The sequence below is a fragment of the Cytobacillus sp. IB215316 genome, from assembly GCF_033963865.1.
Classification (GTDB): domain Bacteria; phylum Bacillota; class Bacilli; order Bacillales; family SM2101; genus Nanhaiella; species Nanhaiella sioensis.
The window spans coordinates 364,977-383,389 of sequence record NZ_JAXBMC010000003.1 but is presented as its reverse complement, the minus strand read 5'-3'; the positions used below and the strand labels follow the sequence as shown (position 1 = coordinate 383,389).

The 18,413-nt window shown below is 33.8% G+C and carries 22 protein-coding genes; 9 read left to right on the top strand and 13 right to left on the bottom strand.

The window, feature by feature from the left end; translation table 11 throughout:
• Nucleotides 1-111 precede the first annotated feature (111 nt).
• The 5 genes from SLH48_RS08895 (at nucleotide 112) to SLH48_RS08875 (ending at nucleotide 3,586) form a co-directional block, all read left to right on the top strand.
• Nucleotides 112-252 carry a hypothetical protein gene (locus tag SLH48_RS08895; RefSeq protein ID WP_320257863.1) on the top strand — a complete coding sequence of 47 codons (141 nt, stop codon included), beginning with the start codon at nucleotides 112-114 and terminating at the stop codon, nucleotides 250-252.
• 47 nt (nucleotides 253-299) lie between these two features.
• The gene (locus SLH48_RS08890) at nucleotides 300-440 is read left to right on the top strand and encodes a hypothetical protein (protein ID WP_214481003.1); all 141 of its coding nucleotides are present in this window, start codon (nucleotides 300-302) and stop codon (nucleotides 438-440) included.
• Between the two features lie 668 nt (nucleotides 441-1,108).
• Nucleotides 1,109-1,660: an RNA polymerase sigma factor gene (locus SLH48_RS08885; protein WP_320257862.1), complete on the top strand. Its 552-nt coding sequence runs from the start codon at nucleotides 1,109-1,111 to the stop codon at nucleotides 1,658-1,660.
• On the top strand, nucleotides 1,623-2,498 hold the full coding sequence (locus SLH48_RS08880; protein ID WP_320257861.1) for an anti-sigma-V factor rsiV: 876 nt from the start codon (nucleotides 1,623-1,625) through the stop codon (nucleotides 2,496-2,498). Before SLH48_RS08885 ends, SLH48_RS08880 begins: the two co-directional genes overlap by 38 nt.
• 335 nt (nucleotides 2,499-2,833) lie before the next feature.
• The gene (locus SLH48_RS08875; RefSeq protein ID WP_320257860.1) at nucleotides 2,834-3,586 is read left to right on the top strand and encodes a GTP pyrophosphokinase family protein; all 753 of its coding nucleotides are present in this window, start codon (nucleotides 2,834-2,836) and stop codon (nucleotides 3,584-3,586) included.
• Between the two features lie 105 nt (nucleotides 3,587-3,691).
• Here the strand turns inward: SLH48_RS08875 and SLH48_RS08870 are convergent, their stop codons facing one another.
• The 3 genes from SLH48_RS08870 to SLH48_RS08860 form a co-directional block, all read right to left on the bottom strand.
• The gene (locus SLH48_RS08870; protein ID WP_320257859.1) at nucleotides 3,692-4,126 is read right to left on the bottom strand and encodes a DUF6526 family protein; all 435 of its coding nucleotides are present in this window, start codon (nucleotides 4,124-4,126) and stop codon (nucleotides 3,692-3,694) included.
• 130 nt (nucleotides 4,127-4,256) lie between these two features.
• Nucleotides 4,257-4,619 (bottom strand): VOC family protein, encoded by a 363-nt coding sequence (locus tag SLH48_RS08865; protein ID WP_214481008.1) that lies wholly within the window; start codon nucleotides 4,617-4,619, stop codon nucleotides 4,257-4,259.
• Nucleotides 4,620-4,837: 218 nt separating this feature from the next.
• Nucleotides 4,838-5,017: an H-type small acid-soluble spore protein gene (locus tag SLH48_RS08860; RefSeq protein WP_214481009.1), complete on the bottom strand. Its 180-nt coding sequence runs from the start codon at nucleotides 5,015-5,017 to the stop codon at nucleotides 4,838-4,840.
• Nucleotides 5,018-5,295: 278 nt separating this feature from the next.
• On the opposite strand from SLH48_RS08860, the gene SLH48_RS08855 reads away from it, so the two are divergent.
• A complete protein-coding gene (locus SLH48_RS08855; protein WP_214481010.1) occupies nucleotides 5,296-5,529 on the top strand; it encodes a hypothetical protein in 234 nt (77 codons plus the stop codon).
• Nucleotides 5,530-5,601: 72 nt separating this feature from the next.
• Complete coding sequence (locus tag SLH48_RS08850) at nucleotides 5,602-6,597, top strand: potassium channel family protein (RefSeq protein ID WP_320257858.1); 996 nt, start codon at nucleotides 5,602-5,604, stop codon at nucleotides 6,595-6,597.
• Here the strand turns inward: SLH48_RS08850 and SLH48_RS08845 are convergent.
• The 4 genes from SLH48_RS08845 to SLH48_RS08830 all read right to left on the bottom strand — a co-directional run bounded on the left by SLH48_RS08845 (nucleotide 6,594) and on the right by SLH48_RS08830 (nucleotide 11,041).
• The gene (locus SLH48_RS08845; protein ID WP_320257857.1) at nucleotides 6,594-6,998 is read right to left on the bottom strand and encodes a YugN-like family protein; all 405 of its coding nucleotides are present in this window, start codon (nucleotides 6,996-6,998) and stop codon (nucleotides 6,594-6,596) included. The two genes, SLH48_RS08850 and SLH48_RS08845, sit on opposite strands and share 4 nt — an antisense overlap.
• A 359-nt stretch (nucleotides 6,999-7,357) precedes the next feature.
• Nucleotides 7,358-8,710 (bottom strand): glucose-6-phosphate isomerase, encoded by a 1,353-nt coding sequence (locus tag SLH48_RS08840; RefSeq protein ID WP_320257856.1) that lies wholly within the window; start codon nucleotides 8,708-8,710, stop codon nucleotides 7,358-7,360.
• Nucleotides 8,711-9,094: 384 nt separating this feature from the next.
• The gene (locus SLH48_RS08835) at nucleotides 9,095-9,364 is read right to left on the bottom strand and encodes a hypothetical protein (RefSeq protein ID WP_320257855.1); all 270 of its coding nucleotides are present in this window, start codon (nucleotides 9,362-9,364) and stop codon (nucleotides 9,095-9,097) included.
• A gap of 513 nt (nucleotides 9,365-9,877) precedes the next feature.
• The gene (locus SLH48_RS08830) at nucleotides 9,878-11,041 is read right to left on the bottom strand and encodes an iron-containing alcohol dehydrogenase (RefSeq protein WP_320257854.1); all 1,164 of its coding nucleotides are present in this window, start codon (nucleotides 11,039-11,041) and stop codon (nucleotides 9,878-9,880) included.
• Between the two features lie 786 nt (nucleotides 11,042-11,827).
• On the opposite strand from SLH48_RS08830, the gene SLH48_RS08825 reads away from it, so the two are divergent.
• Complete coding sequence (locus SLH48_RS08825; protein WP_320257853.1) at nucleotides 11,828-12,061, top strand: DUF378 domain-containing protein; 234 nt, start codon at nucleotides 11,828-11,830, stop codon at nucleotides 12,059-12,061.
• Nucleotides 12,062-12,245: 184 nt separating this feature from the next.
• Here the strand turns inward: SLH48_RS08825 and yugI are convergent, their stop codons facing one another.
• Nucleotides 12,246-12,644 carry a S1 domain-containing post-transcriptional regulator GSP13 gene (gene yugI, locus SLH48_RS08820; RefSeq protein WP_320257852.1) on the bottom strand — a complete coding sequence of 133 codons (399 nt, stop codon included), beginning with the start codon at nucleotides 12,642-12,644 and terminating at the stop codon, nucleotides 12,246-12,248.
• A gap of 332 nt (nucleotides 12,645-12,976) precedes the next feature.
• Here yugI and SLH48_RS08815 point away from each other — a divergent pair, with 332 nt between their 5' ends.
• Nucleotides 12,977-13,336, top strand: a complete 360-nt coding sequence (locus SLH48_RS08815; protein WP_214481017.1) for a helix-turn-helix domain-containing protein — start codon at nucleotides 12,977-12,979, stop codon at nucleotides 13,334-13,336.
• Nucleotides 13,337-13,544: 208 nt separating this feature from the next.
• Here SLH48_RS08815 and SLH48_RS08810 read toward each other — a convergent pair whose 3' ends face one another.
• The 5 genes from SLH48_RS08810 to SLH48_RS08790 form a co-directional block, all read right to left on the bottom strand.
• Nucleotides 13,545-14,711, bottom strand: a complete 1,167-nt coding sequence (locus tag SLH48_RS08810) for an aminotransferase (RefSeq protein ID WP_320257851.1) — start codon at nucleotides 14,709-14,711, stop codon at nucleotides 13,545-13,547.
• Entirely contained in the window at nucleotides 14,708-15,208 is a 501-nt protein-coding gene (locus SLH48_RS08805; protein WP_214481019.1) for an Lrp/AsnC family transcriptional regulator, read from the bottom strand. Before SLH48_RS08805 ends, SLH48_RS08810 begins: the two co-directional genes overlap by 4 nt.
• A gap of 77 nt (nucleotides 15,209-15,285) precedes the next feature.
• A complete protein-coding gene (locus tag SLH48_RS08800; RefSeq protein WP_320257850.1) occupies nucleotides 15,286-16,698 on the bottom strand; it encodes a sensor histidine kinase in 1,413 nt (470 codons plus the stop codon).
• Nucleotides 16,699-16,702: 4 nt separating this feature from the next.
• On the bottom strand, nucleotides 16,703-17,389 hold the full coding sequence (locus tag SLH48_RS08795; RefSeq protein WP_214481020.1) for a response regulator transcription factor: 687 nt from the start codon (nucleotides 17,387-17,389) through the stop codon (nucleotides 16,703-16,705).
• Nucleotides 17,386-18,372 carry a YncE family protein gene (locus SLH48_RS08790; protein WP_320257849.1) on the bottom strand — a complete coding sequence of 329 codons (987 nt, stop codon included), beginning with the start codon at nucleotides 18,370-18,372 and terminating at the stop codon, nucleotides 17,386-17,388. Before SLH48_RS08790 ends, SLH48_RS08795 begins: the two co-directional genes overlap by 4 nt.
• Nucleotides 18,373-18,413: the final 41 nt, after the last annotated feature.

Genomic DNA, 18,413 nt, shown 5'->3' with positions numbered 1-18,413 from the left:
GAATGCTCATTATGTATTCTAGCTGTCTGAATTTGACGTGAGTCGATATACTTGAGCAAATAAATTAAATGAGCCCTGCTCATACCAAACAGGGCTTTACGGAGGATATCAATGAATTGTGTCTTATTATTCCGCACATGGTCGCTTATTATACTAGACAATATAGATCATCATTTTATCAACTATACACACCTTTTCAGACAATTAGTCATTACCAGCTTTTATGTTCATATGTTGTTACTAGGAATTTAATATCAAGTCTAATATAATGATTTTAAAAGCTCTGTAGGAGGATCGATATGTCCATTTATAAAGCAGGGAAAAATTTGTATAGATTGACTAAAGTTCTTAGAAGCAGCAAATCAATTAACAAAGGGACAGTTGGAAAAAAAATGATATTTAAATTAGGAAAGAAAGCACTAAGGAAAATGTTGAAATAAAGAATGAACAAAAGCGTTGATACATTTATATCAGCGCCTTTTCTCTCTCAACCTCCTTCACTTTTCCTTTGGCTGTTTTGCATTGATTGTTGCTTTTCCTACTAAGAACTAAATACGTAAAAACCAGCTATTTGTGACACCTTTTCTCATTTAAAATGAGGTCAATTGCCAAAAAAAGATTAATTTCTTTTCTTAAATAGTCTCGATAGCAACAAAGTTTACGAAAAGAGCCTTTTCTTTAAATATCCACCCCTTTCTCTTCGATTTGTAGGACACACCATTTCATAACCCTCTCATTAGCTCTTTGATTCTATACTTGGTAACTTCTCCGATCAAATTTAGTTTGAGAATTATAAACTGCCGATTAGAAAGATTTTTAAAAGACTTCTTTTGAAATCTTTGTTAAGTTTTTCACTAAATTAGTACCATCAGGAGTGACTTGATCATATTAGTCATTATGCTACTTAAGAAAAGATGTCACGAACTCTAGATACGTACGTGTTTATTCCCTTTGAAAAACAACAAACTTTGCTAAAACAGCATTTTGGTCTTAGCATTTATAAGAATTAGAGTGCTTAAATAAATTTTTTCATTTCATTCAACTTTTCATCCACCTTGATACGTCTATATCGTATAGGGCAAAAAACACCAAAGGAGGGAAGAATGTTATGAACAAGAGAAAAGGAATATCAGAACAACAACTGACGGAATTCATCTTGGAACACAAACAGAAATGCTATAGATTAGCCTATAGTTATGTAAAAAACTCTGAGGATGCATTAGATATTGTTCAAGAATCGATACAGAAAGCCCTAACATCCATTCATACTCTCCAAGATAAAAATTCTTTGAAAAGTTGGTACTATCGTATAGTCGTTAATACCTCTTTGGATTTTATAAGGAAGAAGAAAAAAGTTAGCGTAGTTGATACACATACAATGGAGTTAATAAGTCCAAGCAAATACGACAACTATGAACAGCTTAATTTGGAAATGATCATCGAGTACTTACCAGATAAATATAAAACTATTATCATTCTTAAATATTTTGAAGACTTAACATTAGAACAGGTTGCAAATGTGTTAAATGAGAATGTGAGCACGATCAAATCCCGCTTATACAAGGCTCTACAATTATTACGTATAAAAATTGACGATGATTATTTAGAGGAGGCAAATATAGATGAAAAAACACTTTACCAAAGCACAAGAAGAGTATAATCGCATTCCGGTCCCTAAAGAGTTAGATGACGTCGTTAATAAAGCATTAATGCAAGGTAGGAAGAAAAAGAAAAAGTGGTATTTAGCTGGATTAGCTGCCGCAACGATACTTTTTGTATCTAGCCTTAATATTAATCCAACAGTTGCTAGTACATTATCAGAAACTCCCATCATTGGTAGTATAGTGAAGGTACTTACTTTTAGAGAGTATGAAGTAACGGATGAAAAATTTAGTGTAGATATTAAAGTACCTGCCGTTCAAGATATGGAAAATTCCTCATTAGAAACAACCTTAAATGAAAAATACCTTGAAGAAAGCCAACAGCTATTTAATGATTTTATGGCAAAAATGGAAGATGAAAAGGATTCTGGAGGGAATTTCGCTCTTTCCAGTGATTATGAAGTTAAGACAGATAATGAACAAATTTTATCTATAGGTAGACTCGTTGTTGATGTCGCAGGATCAGCTCAACAAACAATTCAATATGATACGATTGATAAAGAAAATGAATTACTAATCACCCTCCCTAGCCTGTTTAAAGATGAAAGCTATGTGGAGGTGATAAGTGAAAATATTTTAAATCAAATGACAAACATGATTGAAAACGAAGAACTTACGTTTTGGATTTCACATCCAGATGTCAACATGCAATATTTAAGACGAGATCCGTGGGGAAAAATTCAACCTGACCAACAATTTTATATAAACAACGATGGTAAGTTAGTCATTTCGTTTGATGAATCAGCAGTTGCCCCTGCTTACTATGGAATAGTATGGTTTGAAATCCCAACTGAAGTACTTTCTGATATTCTCGTCTCTAATACGTACTTAAAATAGCTATATTAAATTAAATTGCTTGAGGGCTTTGTTAGGAGGCTGGGACAAAACCCAATTAAAATGAAGAAACCGCACGAAATCAAATTTATAAACCTTGATTTCGTGCGATTTTTTTTTGCGTAATGTATAAAAACCAGTTAGTTTTCCACTTATGTCCCAGCCTCCTAATTATTAGTTTTTATATTTCTATACAGGCCTTTTACATCATACATTTTTGACATATTACAAACTGTCATTTATTATTTCTACATGGATTAATCGATACTTAAGAACAAAGATCACCAAACGACAAACAGCTATCCAGTTAAGTACAAAACACGAAAAGGACGACGACTATGGATGCGAAATCACAAAATAATATAGAGCAAATGAGATCATTCAAAAAAGATTTAATTCGCTTTATGATGTCTTACAAGTTTGCTTTAGCTGAAGTGAATACGAAAATTGATATATTAAAACAAGAATTTCAATATATACACGACTATAATCCCATTGAGCATACTAACTCTCGCTTGAAGTCCCCAGAAAGCATATTAAGGAAGATCGATAGAAAAGGTATTGGCCTTTCACTACCTTATATAAGCGAAAACATTAAGGATATTGCAGGAATTCGTATTACTTGTTCTTTTATATCTGATATTTACAAAATAAAAGACATGCTAGAACAACAAAAAGATATAACAGTCATTGAGTGTAAGGATTATATCGAATATCCAAAACCAAATGGCTACCAAAGCCTCCATTTAATTATCCAAATTCCTATTTTCATGTCTGATAGAGAAGATCTAGTTCCTGTAGAAATTCAAATTCGTACGATTGCCATGGATTTCTGGGCAAGTTTAGAGCACAAAATATATTATAAATATAATAAGGAAATTCCAGTAAGAATCAAAAATGAGCTCAAAGAAGCAGCTGATACCGCTGCTAAATTAGATAAGAAAATGGAAGATTTACACAAAGAAATGAATCAAATTAAACAATTATCGCAGCATGAGGATATTCTTGGGGAACAACTGGCAAACAATGACACATTTAAACTAATACCAGCCATGTTTATGTCGGAATTTAATAAGAACAATAAGAACTAGCTATTTTAAGCCTTCCTTTAAATTAGGAGGAGTATCGTCTCCTCCTAATTTAACCATAAATATAATAGTACGTTAACTTAATTATTGTTCATAAGAGTTGGAGTGTTAAGCTCGAAAATAATCCCCTCTCCAATTAACAATGTCCTTCTTAATTTGTTTCCTTTTCAAATTTTCTTTTACGGCTTTCTCACAAAGTGTAGGAAATTCTTCGTCGCTAGCAAATCGTAACGCAATAATTTGATCGATTGTCAAATTAGAATCTAATAACCTACCTGTTAACACATACGCTCTTAAATTCTCTTCTGTTCGAATGACACGATCTTGTAATTTCAAAATATACTCTCGAACGAGAATAAACGTGATCATTAATCCAACTACCCCTACTAACATTAATGTTGCAGGCCAAACTGACTCACCATCTGATAAAGCAAACACTAAATTTACAATGGCTCCAATAAATGCAGCAAGAATAATTGGTAGACCTATAAAATGGTATGGTACATGGTAGCGAGTATGGTTTTTAAAATTTTGTTCTTTCAAATAAAGCGCCCCTTTACTGTTAAAATATTCTATAAATTCAGAATATCATAACAGTGACAACAATGGAACAATTTACTAAACTTAGACAAATATACCTATAATGTCTTAAATACTAGATAATAATTTCATACTACCCTTTAAGTAAAAAATCATTACCATCAAGATCTTTAAACTGAACAAATGTCCCCCATTCCATTTTTTTCGGTTCATCTAAAAACTCTACACCATTTGTTTTTAACATTTCGTATGTAGCTTGTACATTGTCACACTCAAACACAATGGATGCCTGCTTCTCATTCCAATCTTTCATCATGACCTTCGGATATATTACTAAATGAGATTGCGCACCTTTTGGAGCTACTTCTAGCCAATTAGCATTTGGTCCCATTGGGAATTCTGCCACTACTTCAAATCCTACTTGTTCTGTCCAAAAGTGTTTTGCTTTTTGCTGATCATCTACATACACTGCAACTGTTGCAATCTTATTAATCATTGATTCTAACCTCCATTCTTCTTACTACCACCATTGTAACTTATATGATCAAGATGACAACGGTTTTAATTTGCTTCTCTTCGTAAGCTTTGCTATTTTAATACCACGATTGCTAGATGCTTACATATTTTATTTCTTAGACCCCAAAAACCTACTTATGCAAAAAAAGTGGGAATCTCATCATTGAGAGTTCACCACTTTACGTGAATCCTATTCGTTTAAACCTCTTCTAACTCAGCAATCGGTACAGACCGTTTTTCATGATGATTACCTCTCATATGGACTGTAGCAACATTCCCTTGCTCATCACAACTATCAATCCAAACAGACACGCCGTTATAATGAACAGTTATATCATTTGGTGATGAAATGATTTGTTTCGCTCGTTTTATATCCATTACTATGCCTCCATCTTTTTAAAAGACTTATTTTCGTAGAAATTAACGCGTTACAACTAAAAATCATGTCATCTAATTAATATTAAAGTAAAACCATTTCTAGCTGTTTTACTGTCGTAAAAATAATTACAACGGTTACGAAAAGAGTCTTTTGTAATTTTCACTCCACCAATATCATTACAAAAAAAAGAAAAATTTATGCAAAATTGTCCAAATATCGAACACACTATTAGCATACATATTATTTTTCTAGACTAAATTTGAAAGGGCGAACAGCAATGAAAATGACAAATGATGAGAAACAAGTGCTAAGCGATACGATTGATCGCTTAAATGAAGGGCTTGATTCAATCATTGCTCTATATAACGAATCAGAGACAGACAAGCCAATTCTTGACTTTGAGGATGATGTGATTACCGCTATTGAACAAGCAAAGGAAAAGTATGGAGACCAAAATATAAATGATCATCTTAATAATATTATGAGAGAAATTCTCTCCATGATGACGTGACTCAGCTTCTGAATGAAATACTTATAGGCTTCAAAAAATTGAGAGGTGTACTTTTAGATTGGAGGTTAGGCCGTGAAAGTTGGTGGGCTATTAGCATCGTACTTACGTTGGCATGTTGTTTATAGGATACTATCCATTATTATTATAATGATTATCCTATTCGGTACAATTATTCATTTACTTGAACCAAACCAATTTCCTACAATATTTGATGGAATTTGGTGGGCAATCATCACTACTTCAACTGTTGGTTACGGTGACTTCGTTCCAGCTTCAACGATTGGAAGGCTGGTCGCTATTATTCTCATCTTAGCTGGGACAGGCTTTGTTACAACATACTTTGTTACTCTTGCGGCTACAGCAGTTGCTAAGGAGAACGAATTTATGGAGGGAAAAATCTCTTTTAAAGGAGAACATCAAATTATTATTATAGGCTGGAATGGTCGTGCGTACGAAACGATCACTCACCTTTCAAAACTTAAGCCAGCGATTGAAATTATCTTAATAGACGAGTCATTAGAGCACAATCCATTACCAAACAAAAATGTTCATTTTATAAAAGGAAACCCTTCACAGGATGATACTCTAAAAAAAGCGAATGTTAATTCAGCAATTATGGCGTTAATTACAGCTGATCAAAGCAAGGATGAATTAACTGCAGATATGAATTCTATACTAACACTTTTAGCAATCAAGGGGTTGAATTGTAACATATATAGTATTGTTGAAATCTTAACATCACATCACGTGAACAACGCTGAACGTGCAGGTGCAGATGAGATAGTCGAAACGACCAAGTTATCAAGTTATGTAATGGTCAATAGTCTACTATCACATGGAATGGCCCACACATTACTCAAAATGCTCGATCATCTAAAAGGCAGTAAAATCATGTACATACAAACGACAACAGACCTAATTAATCAAACATTCCGTGATGTTAGCCACAGTTTACTTTGCAAACGTATTTTATTAATAGGAGTCAAAAGAGGAGATGAATCTTATGTCAACCCCTCTCACTCTTTTCTAATTAAGGCACAAGACGAACTGTTAGTCATAATGGATTAGTGAAGTAACCTCTCTTCTAAATCTATAATGAGGGACTTCCCCATATCTACATATTTCGTTGGGACAGTTGCATCAGGATCTTCTGGCTCTGAAAACTGATTAAATGAAGCATTCACATTTCCAACATGTACGTTATCATCTAAACCAACTTGGTATTTATGTGTCAATAAGAATGGGGTACCAAGTTCAACGGTTGCTCCTTCTGAATCTAATTGACCATCGACAGCTTCAAAAGGAATACGAAGAAAATGATAGCCGACCTCGTTGGCAATTTTATAATCAAATGAGCCATGATCATAATCCCAATTTCCACCAATAACATAACCTAAAGGTTTTAGCTCTTGTTCCAACTTAAATAATTTAAAAGTTGTACCCGTTATCTTTGATGATAATTCAATCATTTTGTAACACGTCCTTTAGCTTTTGCTGTTTTCTATTAGCTTGTTGCTTTTTATGACTAGATGACAACCCCCATAGCTGTTATTACGTTCGTTGTCACTATCCTTACTTAGAAAAACTTATCATAGCTTGTTTAAAATGATGTAACTGAATTAAATAATATGTTGCTGTAATTGCAATAGCAATAAAGTTCACGATTTGGTGCCTTAGTAATAATAGCAACAACATTGTCAAAAAGAGCCTTACTCTTGTATTAGGTTAACCATCTATATATCATTCATCCATATGTATAATTGAACAAAAATAAAAAAGCTTGAGGAAAATCCCCTCAAGCTTCATTCATAATTATTACATTAATTCATTAATCATTAAGTCGCTTTTCTAGCTCAGCCTTCTTCTCTTCGAAACCAGGCTTCCCTAATAGTGCAAACATGTTTACTTTATATGCTTCAACACCTGGTTGATCAAATGGATTTACACCTAATAAATATCCACTCATGGCGCAAGCTTTTTCAAAGAAGTATACTAAATAACCGAATGAATACTCATTAAGCTCTGGAATTGAAACAGTTAAATTTGGTACTCCCCCATCTGTGTGAGCAAGCATGGTACCTTCAAATGCCTTTTTATTAACGAAATCGACTGTTTTACCAGCAAGGTAGTTTAAGCCATCTAAATCACTACTTGCCTCTTCAATCGTTAATTCATGACGAGATTTCTCCACATGAAGAATCGTTTCAAATAAATCACGACGACCTTCTTGGACATATTGTCCTAATGAATGTAAATCAGTAGAGAAATTTGCTGATGAAGGGAAAATACCTTTTTGATCCTTCCCTTCACTTTCACCAAACAACTGCTTCCACCATTCAGCAAAGTATTGAAGCGATGGCTCATAATTTATTAACATTTCTATCGTTTTACCTTTATTGTAAAGTACATTCCGAACAACTGCATATTGATAAGCACCGTTTTCTTCCAACTCTGAGTTAGAAAATTCGTTGCCAGCATCTTGAGCTCCTCGCATCATTTCTTCAATATTAGCACCACTAACTGCTATTGGTAATAATCCAACAGCAGTGAGTACTGAATAGCGCCCACCTACATCATCAGGAATGATAAATGATTCATATCCTTCTTCAGTAGCCAGAGTTTTCAATGCACCTCTAGCTTGATCGGTGGTAGCATAAATTCTTTTTCTTGCCTCGTCAATTCCATATTTTTCTTCAAGCATTTTTCGGAAAATACGGAAAGCAATAGCTGGCTCAGTTGTCGTACCAGATTTTGAAATGACATTAATAGAGAAATCTTTGCCCTCTAATACGTCCATCACATCTTTCATATACGACGAGCTAATATTATTACCTACAAAAATAATTTGTGGTGTAGTTCTTTGCTCTTTTGATAGCGATGAATAGAAAGAATGATTTAACATATCAATGGCAGCTCGTGCACCTAAATATGATCCACCAATTCCGATGACTAACAATATTTCAGAATCACCTTTAATTTTTTCTGCGCTTTTTTGAATGCGTGAGAATTCCTCTTTATTATAATCTGTAGGTAAATCAACCCACCCTAAAAAATCATTTCCTGCACCAGTTTTTTCATGCAAAGAATGATGAGCTACTTTTACCGCATCACGTAAATATGTAATTTCATGTTCTGAAAAAAACGATAATGCTTTTGAATAATCAAACTTAATATATGACATCTTGTTAACCTCCAAACTGAATAATAAATCTTTATAAATACCACTTTAGCGAAAGCCTGTGAGTAAATCAAGAACACCACCCTTATGTAAGCGTCTCCAAAATAAAATATTTTATGACAATATAGAAAAGCGGAGCCGACTGTTTAACCTCGACAAGGGTTGGAATATTTTCAACTGAAGACGCTTTTGATCTTCTGGTGAAAGGACGAAGTGACTCGAGGAGTGTAGGTGCTGAAGCTAGATAAACGCAAATAATATGTTTATCACTCGTTTTGTTATAAAGGATTAAGTGCGTTAACTTTACAAATAGTAAGCGAAGGCACCTCATTCTCCTTATATTAAGCTAAATGAGTTTGTCGATAATTAGTAAAACCCTTTCACCATCTATTCTTCTAATTGCTTCTCTTTTTTAATAAAACGGCTCATAATTATAAAAATCAGCCAACATATGATTACGATAATACCCGATAACATTCCTGTACCTAATATCACCCATCCACCAACTATTATTAGCAAGAATAAATGAATTGCAAGTACAATATTTGCAATAATTAGAGGGTAGGTTAATCTTCTTCTCTTTTCAAAATTTTCCGTAATGAAATACAATCCAAGAACAAAAAGAATAATTGGCAGTGCATAAATGACAAACTCCATATTTTTTCCTCCTAACACTAATGAGGATTTGTTAAAAAATTTACAGCTATTTTTATAACAGTTAACTGAGCTCTTACGATCGTTATTGTTTAAAGAAAAAAATATTTCAAATGCTCTAGTTGTATACATGTTTATGTCTTTTCCAACATTTAATGAGAGGAAAGCTCATTCTATTACCCTCACCTAATTTAATTTTACCATTATATTACAATTGTTTCATCAAATAATACAAGATAAAAAAGTTCAAATTCACATAGATGCATAAGGATCGTACAAAAGTAATGGCTTTTTTCGAAACTTGTTTTTTACCTATCTTTTAGTAACTGATATGTATAATATAATTGCTATAATCTCTAGAGAAGAAAAGATGCCACGAACGTTAGCAACATACGTGGGCTTATATCTAAGACGAATAGCAATAATTAATGCGAAAACAACCAATAGTAAAAGACCAATTACAATCGTAATTGGTCTATACTTATTTATACTACTCATTATTTTTAGCTAACTATTTTATAGTGACATTTTTAAAATGGTTAGTACATTCTCTTTGTTTAGCTTTTTAAAATTACCAAAATCACCATAAACAACAGTTTTTTCAGCCATTACTTCAAGGTTCGAATCATCAATGTCATAATCCGCAAGTCGTGAAGGTGCGCCAATACTTGACCAGAATGCACTAAGTTTATCAATGCCTTCCAATGCGATTTCACGATCACTCTTACCTTCTGGATTTACTTCAAATACTCTTATCGCTAATTGTTTAAACCTACCTACATTTTCATCAAGGACATGTCTCATCCAGTTTGGAAATAAAATCGCTAAACCGCCTGCATGTGGAATATCGTATACAGCTGATACAGCGTGCTCAATATTATGAGTTGCCCAATCTCCACGATAACCCATGCTTAACATACCATTTAAGGCAATCGTACCATTGTATAATATCGTTTCTCTATGCTCGTAGCTCTCTAAGTCTTCAAGCAGTTTCGGAGCTGTATCGATGACAGTTTTTAGTACTGCTTCACACATTTGATCTTGCAAAGGTGTATTTGAAACGTTATGAAAATATTGCTCAAATACATGACTCATCATATCAACCATACCATAAATTGTTTGATCTCTAGGTACTGAAAATGTATTGGTCGGATCAAGAATGGAGAATTTAGGGAATACTAAAGGACTTCCCCAGCCATATTTTTCTTGAGTTTCCCAATTTGTTATTACAGAACCTGCGTTCATTTCTGACCCAGTTGCAGCAAGTGTTAACACAGTTCCTAATGGTAATGCAGCTTCAGGAACTGCTTTTCTACTCATAAAATCCCATACATCTCCATCATATTTCGCACCAGCAGCAATAGCCTTTGAACAATCAATTACACTGCCGCCACCTACAGCTAATATAAATTCAATACCTTCATTCTTACAAATCTCCACACCTTTTCTTACTGTTGATAAACGTGGATTCGGTTCAACTCCTGCTAATTCAACAAACTCAGCATCAATTTCTGAGAAAATTGATGTAACTTTTTCATAAATACCGTTGCGCTTAATACTTCCCCCACCATAAACGAGCAGTACTTTTTTTCCATATTGAGGTATTTCTGTTTTCAATTGTTCTAATTGATCATTACCAAAAATTAGTTTTGTTGGATTAAAAAACGTGAAATTATTCATAACATCCTTCCTTTCACTAACATTATGATTTAAGGAATACAAAATCGCAAGCTCCCTGCTCAGTCCAAGACAAGGCTATCCTGCCCGAGCAAATCGAGAAAGTAAAGTGAAAGATTTTCACTCTAAAATAAGCTTGTCACCTTCTGATGTGTGAATTGACCCCTACAGTTATACTTATCTTTTTATAAAGCTCTATTCATAAACTTTGCTGCTATTGTTATTAGTTAAGGCTCTTTTCGTATATTTTGTTGCTTATATTATTAATTTAGGACAATAAAATAAGATATTAAGTATCATCGTATAAATTAGAAAAGAAAAGATGCACCGAACTAGCATGAAATACGTGTTTATATTCTATGTACGAAAAACAACTATTGGTTTGAAAACGCAGCTGAAAAAGGCTCTTTTCGTATACTTTGTTGCTTATATTATTAATTTAGGACAATAAAATAAGATATTAGGTATCATCGTATAAATTAGAAAAGAAAAGATGCAATGAGCTAGCATGAAATACGAATTTATATTCTATGTACGAAAAACAACTATTAGTTTGAAAACGCAGTTGAAAAAGGCTCTTTTCGTATATTTTGTTGCTTGTATTATTAAATTAGAACAACAAAATAAAACATAAGATGTCATCGTATAGAGAAAAATAAAAGATGCCAACGACACCTGTATATCCAATGCAAGTGCAAACAGTCAAATAAAAAAATTAAAGATCATGAATATTTTTCCTTAAATATGCCAAAATATATATTAATTAAGATAAAAAGGAGGCAATATATTATGGGTACTATGCAACGAATCGCACTTGTTTTTACTATTATTGGGGCTATAAATTGGGGGCTAATTGGATTTTTTCAATTCGACTTAGTTGGAGCAATCTTTAATGGGCAAGGTTCCGCTCTTTCAAGAATTATTTTTGGTATCGTTGGAATTGCAGGCCTCATTAATTTAGGGATATTATTCAAGCCTTCTGAGGAATTTGGAACAAGTACCGAGCCTAGAACGACTAGATGATATCACTTATGTCATGAAACTTATGTTAAATCAAAAAAATCGCCTTAAAAGGTAGGCGATTTTTTGATTTGAACTGAGCTGTTTTTATGACTAAAGATCCCCACATTAATAACGAGGAAATCTTTCATCGAATGGATAGAGATTCCACAAGATTCACTGATGCTCAAGTTTACTTATGTGGGGTTTATTTTTTTATTAAATCTTCTCGCTTAGACTGTTCAATCCACTCTTCAAGTTTCTCTTTTAAAGTATTAAAGCCTTGTTGTTCATCCATTTCCGTTACTGGCATTTGTATTTGACGTTTTTTAGGTTTTTTAGGTTTTTCAGTTTCAGCAGGTGCCTCTTGCGTCGCACGGATAGATAACCCTATTTTACCTGCTTCCTCATCAATGGATAGAACTTTAACATTAACTTCGTCTCCAACCTTCACATGGTCATTAATATCTTTTACATATCCGTGAGTAATTTCAGAGATATGAACTAACCCTTGTGTATTTTCATCTAAGGCAACAAACGCTCCATAAGGTTGAACACCTGTAACTTTACCTACAACAACACTTCCAATTGCAAATTTTTCAGACATGAAAACACTCCTAAACCGATATTCTTATTTCGTTTATACGCAATTAAACATTATATCATAAACAATAAGTTACCTCAAAGCAAATTTTCTATCTATTTTTATATAATTTGCAAATTGGACTAAAAATATGAGCATAACAAAGAAAACCATATTAGACGTATACTTCATCAATAACTAATATATTTTGTATTTACCTATCAAGTTTAAACCTTTACACTCCTAAAAAATCACTCCTACATTTAATCACTAAATATTCATATTTATAGTGATTTTTTTACTTTCAATCATGGTAAAATATTTATAAGAAATGAATGTGCTAGGAGGGAGCAAAAATGGGTACACTCGGATCAAACATTAAAATGTACAGAATGCAAAAAAAGCTAAGCCAGCGGGAATTGGCTATGAAGATTCGTGTAGGTACTGGTACGATTGAGAAATATGAATCTGGTGCACAACTCCCTGACACCCAAACAATATTAAAAATATCAACTGTACTAGATATCCCAGCACCAGAACTGTTAGAACAAATTTATCAAATAAATTCGGGGTTTGACGAAGAAATTGAACACCTTATAAAAGAAGTTGGCACTGAAAAATCAAAGCTCATATTACGTAAGGCAAAAGAATTTAGCGAGGAAGATTTCTTAAAAGTGATGCAAATGCTTTATGATATAAAATATGAACAGAAATAACAAAATGACGATAGATTTTAACCGCACTTGAACACATACTACGATTATTATCTTACACAAAATATTTTCAGACAAAACCATAATGGTTTTGTCTTTTTATTACGTTCTATTGGCAACCTTTGTTGTTATTTAATACCTTAATATCAAATTAGGAAAACAACGATTGATAAGAAACAACTTTCTAATAATGGCTATGCAGCCAGCCAAGTTAGCTATTTATAAAGCGATTAATACGTTTGATTGCTTCTTGCAATTGTTCCATTGATGAAGCATACGAACAACGGATATGCCCTTCTCCGCTCTCACCAAACACATCTCCAGGTACAACAGCGACCTTTTCTTGTATCAATAATTTTTCAGCAAATTGTTCAGAGGTCAACCCAGTACTTTTTATGGAAGGAAATGCATAAAATGCTCCCCCTGGTAGATGGCAATCGAGACCGATATCGACTAATGATTGCACAAAGTAGTTACGACGACGTCTATAGCTTTTTTTCATTCCATCAACATCCTGACGTCCATTTTTTAATGCTTCAATCGCACCGTATTGAACTGGGGTCGGTGCACACATCATGGAATACTGATGAATTTTGAGCATAGCCTGTAAAAGTTCAGCAGGAGCAGCAACATATCCTAATCGCCAGCCTGTCATTGCAAAACCTTTAGAAAAACCGTTTATTACAATCGTACGCTCTCTCATGCCATTTACATTTGCTATACTATAGTGCTGCTCATCGTAGGAAAGTTCAGAATATATTTCATCTGATATAACTACTAAATTGTACTGATCAACAATTTCTGCTATAGCTTCAAGCTCTTCTTTTGTTAACACCGCTCCTGTAGGATTGTTTGGTGAGCAAATCATAATCGCTTTAGTTTTCTCAGATATCACTTTTTCAATATGCTCTGGCTTTAGCTTAAATTGATCAGTTTCCGTTGTTTGTATAGCGATTGGTTTACCACCAGCTAATGTAACTAATGGTGCATACGAGACAAAACTCGGTTCAACAACAATCACTTCATCTCCTTGATTAACAATAGCTCTTAAAGCGAGATCAAGAGCTTGACTTGCCCCAACTGTAACAAGAATCTCTTGATCTGGGTTATACTGGAGCATATATTGGCTCTTTAAATATGATGCTATTTCCTGTCTCAGTTCAAGTAACCCTGCATTAGCAGTATATGACGTATACCCTTGTTCCAATGATAGTATACACGCCTCACGTATACTCCACCCTGTCACAAAATCAGGTTCGCCAACCCCTAATGAAATAACTCCATCCATACTAGCAGCTAGATCAAAAAAACGACGAATCCCAGATGGTTTTAAACTTAAAACTGTATCTGATAAAAATGATTTTTCTGTATGAATCATGGTGACACCACGATACGCTGATCTTTATCATCCTGATCGAACACTGTACCATCATGTTTATATTTTTTTAACATAAAATGAGTCGTCGTTGAGATTACAGAATCAAGTGTAGACAACTTTTCAGAAACAAAGTTGGCGACCTCTGGCATTGATCGACCTTCAATGACGACTGATAAATCATACGCTCCACTCATTAAATAGACAGATTTCACTTCCGGATAACGATATATACGTTCAGCAACTTCGTCAAAACCAACCCCACGCTTAGGAGTTACTTTTACGTCGATCATTGCAGTTACATTTTCGAGACCGTTGACTTTATTCCAATCTATCATTGGAACATATTGGACAATAACTTTAGAATTTTCTAATTTTTTAATACTTGCTTCAACTTCCTCTGTTGACAAAGAAACCATTTTTGCGATTGTTTGCGCAGGTAAACGACAATCAGCTTCTAGAACCTCAAGAATCTCAATTTCTTTTTGTGATAATTTCACGCATATCTCCTCCGCTTTTTTTCGTATACACTGTTAGAATTTCTTCTGTTAATTTATTTATTATAGCATTTCGGCAATTAATTCGTTAATACCTGAAATGCAATATGAACTTGAGTACCTTCTCCTACTTTACTGTAAAATGATATATTTCCATTATGGGCTACAACAATTTGTTTAACAATCGCTAAGCCGAGGCCGGTTCCTCCATCTTTCCGAGTACGCGCTTTATTTATACGATAAAACCTTTCACCTAATTGATTTAGATGCTTTTCATCCATTCCTATCCCTGTATCTGAAATGATTAGCTCACATTGATTATTTTTTGCTTTCTTTAACTGAACTGAAATATTACCACCTTTTTCAGTATAATGAATAGCATTATCTATAAGGTTATGAATGATTTGTTCAATACGATCTTCATCAGCATAAATAATAATTTCTGGATCCAACATCATGTTAAGTGAAATTTCACTTTCAAGCAAAATTGGTTCGTAAATTGCTAACGATTCTTCAATTAATTGTGAAAATACTAGTGGTACCTTTGTTAAGTTGTACACACTACTCTCTAGCTTTGATAAGTCAAGTAAATCATGCACGAGTCGTTGCATTCGAGCAGCCTCACGATGAATCAATTTAAGGTATCGCTGTATATCCTCCTGTTTTTTTACGACGCCATCGACAATTGCTTCACTATAACCTTTTACATAACTAATAGGTGTGCGTAACTCATGGGAAACATTGGCTAGAAATTCTTTCTTACGCTCATCCTCTTTTGCAATAGCACATGCCATATCGTTAAAAGCTTGTGCAAGCTTACCGATTTCGTCATTTGTTGTAATTTCTACTCGTTCTGTATAATTCCCCATAGACATGTGTTGGGCAGCTTGCTCAAGTTGCTTGAGCGGCTTAATTAGTGTTGTAATAATTTTCCTTCCAAGGAGAATGGATAAAATGACAAATAAAATAGCAACTGGAATCCATAAGTTAGTAATATCATTGATCATATCAGTAATATTCGCTAAAGGGGTATATAAATAAACAATGCCTTCTAGTCTATTTCCATCTAATAGAGGAATGATAACACCTAAAATTTGATGTCCCATTTTTTGTTCATATCCTATTTTGGATATGTGTTCACCTCTTAATAGTCGCTCTCTATCTTCTTCATCAATATAAGATTCATAATCAATATCAAACGGTAGACACGCACTTAATTCTCGAGGGTTTGTTATTAGCAACACTTCCGGCTCAGACATTTGGTTGTACCAATTAATTTGGTCAATTAATTGGTCTGTTATTTCTCCACCATTATAATTAGTCGCAAGTTGAGAGCCTTCTTCTTGAAGCGTTTTTCTTACATTTTCAACATAGTATTTTTCATAAAAATAATTTGATAATATATATGAAAAAAAAATTGTCCCAATAATGGCGAGACTAATAGTAATCCAAATTTTATGTGCTAACGTCAAATTTCTGATCATTGTAAACATCTTTTCACACCTCTAACTTATAACCGATACCCCATACAGTTCTAATCGAATCTCCAAACTCACCCAACTTTATTCTAAGCGTTTTAATATGTGTATCGACTGTTCTTACACCACCCTTATAATCAAAGCCCCAAACCCCTTCTAATAATTGCTCTCTACTCAATGCTTGACCTAGATGTTTACAAAAGAATAACAATAAATCAAACTCTTTAAGTGTTAACCCAATAGAGCTACCATTTATGCGCACTTTGCGACCTTTTTCGTTAATTTCTAATGAGCCAAATTTAACAAATAAACCCTCTTCATTATGCATGCCTTGATTTGTTCTACGTAAAACTGCATCAATTCGAGCAATTAATTCACTTGGACTAAAGGGCTTTACAATATAATCATCCGCCCCCATTTTCAAACCGTATACACGATCCCACTCTTCACCTCTAGCAGTTAAAAAGATAATCGGTATGTTGGAGGTTTGACGTAGCTTCTCGCAAAATGTAAAGCCATCGATATCAGGCATCATTACATCAAGAATGATGATATCAATATTAGTCTTATCGAGTATGTTAAATGCCTCATTACCATCAGATGCATGGTATGTTTCAAAATTATCGCGCTCAACATACATTTGAATAAGGTTTCTCATATCCTCTTCATCATCAACGATCATTACTTTCTTCTTCTCAGTCATCATCGTTCACCTTCTCTTTTAATTAACTGAAATGGCCCTTTGCCTACTTTGATAGTGCTTGTTATTTCCATTGTTTTTTGGTCAATAACATACACCTCATCACTATCATAGCTGGTGATATAAAGCTCATCATTCATTGCAACCATTTCAACAGGATTCACACCTACATTTATTGCTGATATCTCTTCATATGTACTTGGATTGAATTTGCGAATCATGCTTGATCCATGACTGAGGACAAAAATCCCCTCTTTTGATTCTGAGAAAAATATTGGCATTGTTGGAGCTGCAATTTCCTCCTTCAGTTTTCCTGATTCTAGTGAAAACACGCTAATATTCGTCTCAATTTTATTTGCATTACCATGCCCCCCTAGCCACAATTCTTTTTCCGCTTCTCGTAATAGTCCTCCAGTAGGCAAAGGATTTATGTTAAACGTATCGATAACCACATTATGAATAGCATCTACTACGGATAAACTTGTATCATCTATATTAACGACATATATTCTTTCTCCATCATTTGATTCAAACATACTAAATGGACGCTTCCCAATTTTTATTTCATTAAGCTCCTCACCAGTTAGAGAAAATTTTCGGATAGAATTTCTATTTTGGTCAACAAGATAAATACTGTTTTTATCAGAGGAAAGAATTCCATTTACAATTCCTGTTCCAGTTTTCCAAGGGGTTAATTCTTTCCCTGTGGATAATTCATACAAATAAGCACTTTCTTCATTCTTCCCATATAACATTAGTGTATCTTGATCAGGGAACATCAGCCCTCCTGTAACTGCTCTATTTATTTCCCAAGACTCCGTCTGTTCCTTATTAGAAATATCTATAAAAGATAGACTTGCATCCTTTATATTTACCGATAGTACAGATGATTGATGAGGGTTAATTGGCTTAAATTGTTGTGTGTTACTGCATCCTACAAGTAAAATGATTAGCATAACAGTAAGCATCAATACTTTTCGTTGAAACATATTTTTCACTCCTATATAGGGTTCAAACAATGAATCTTAGT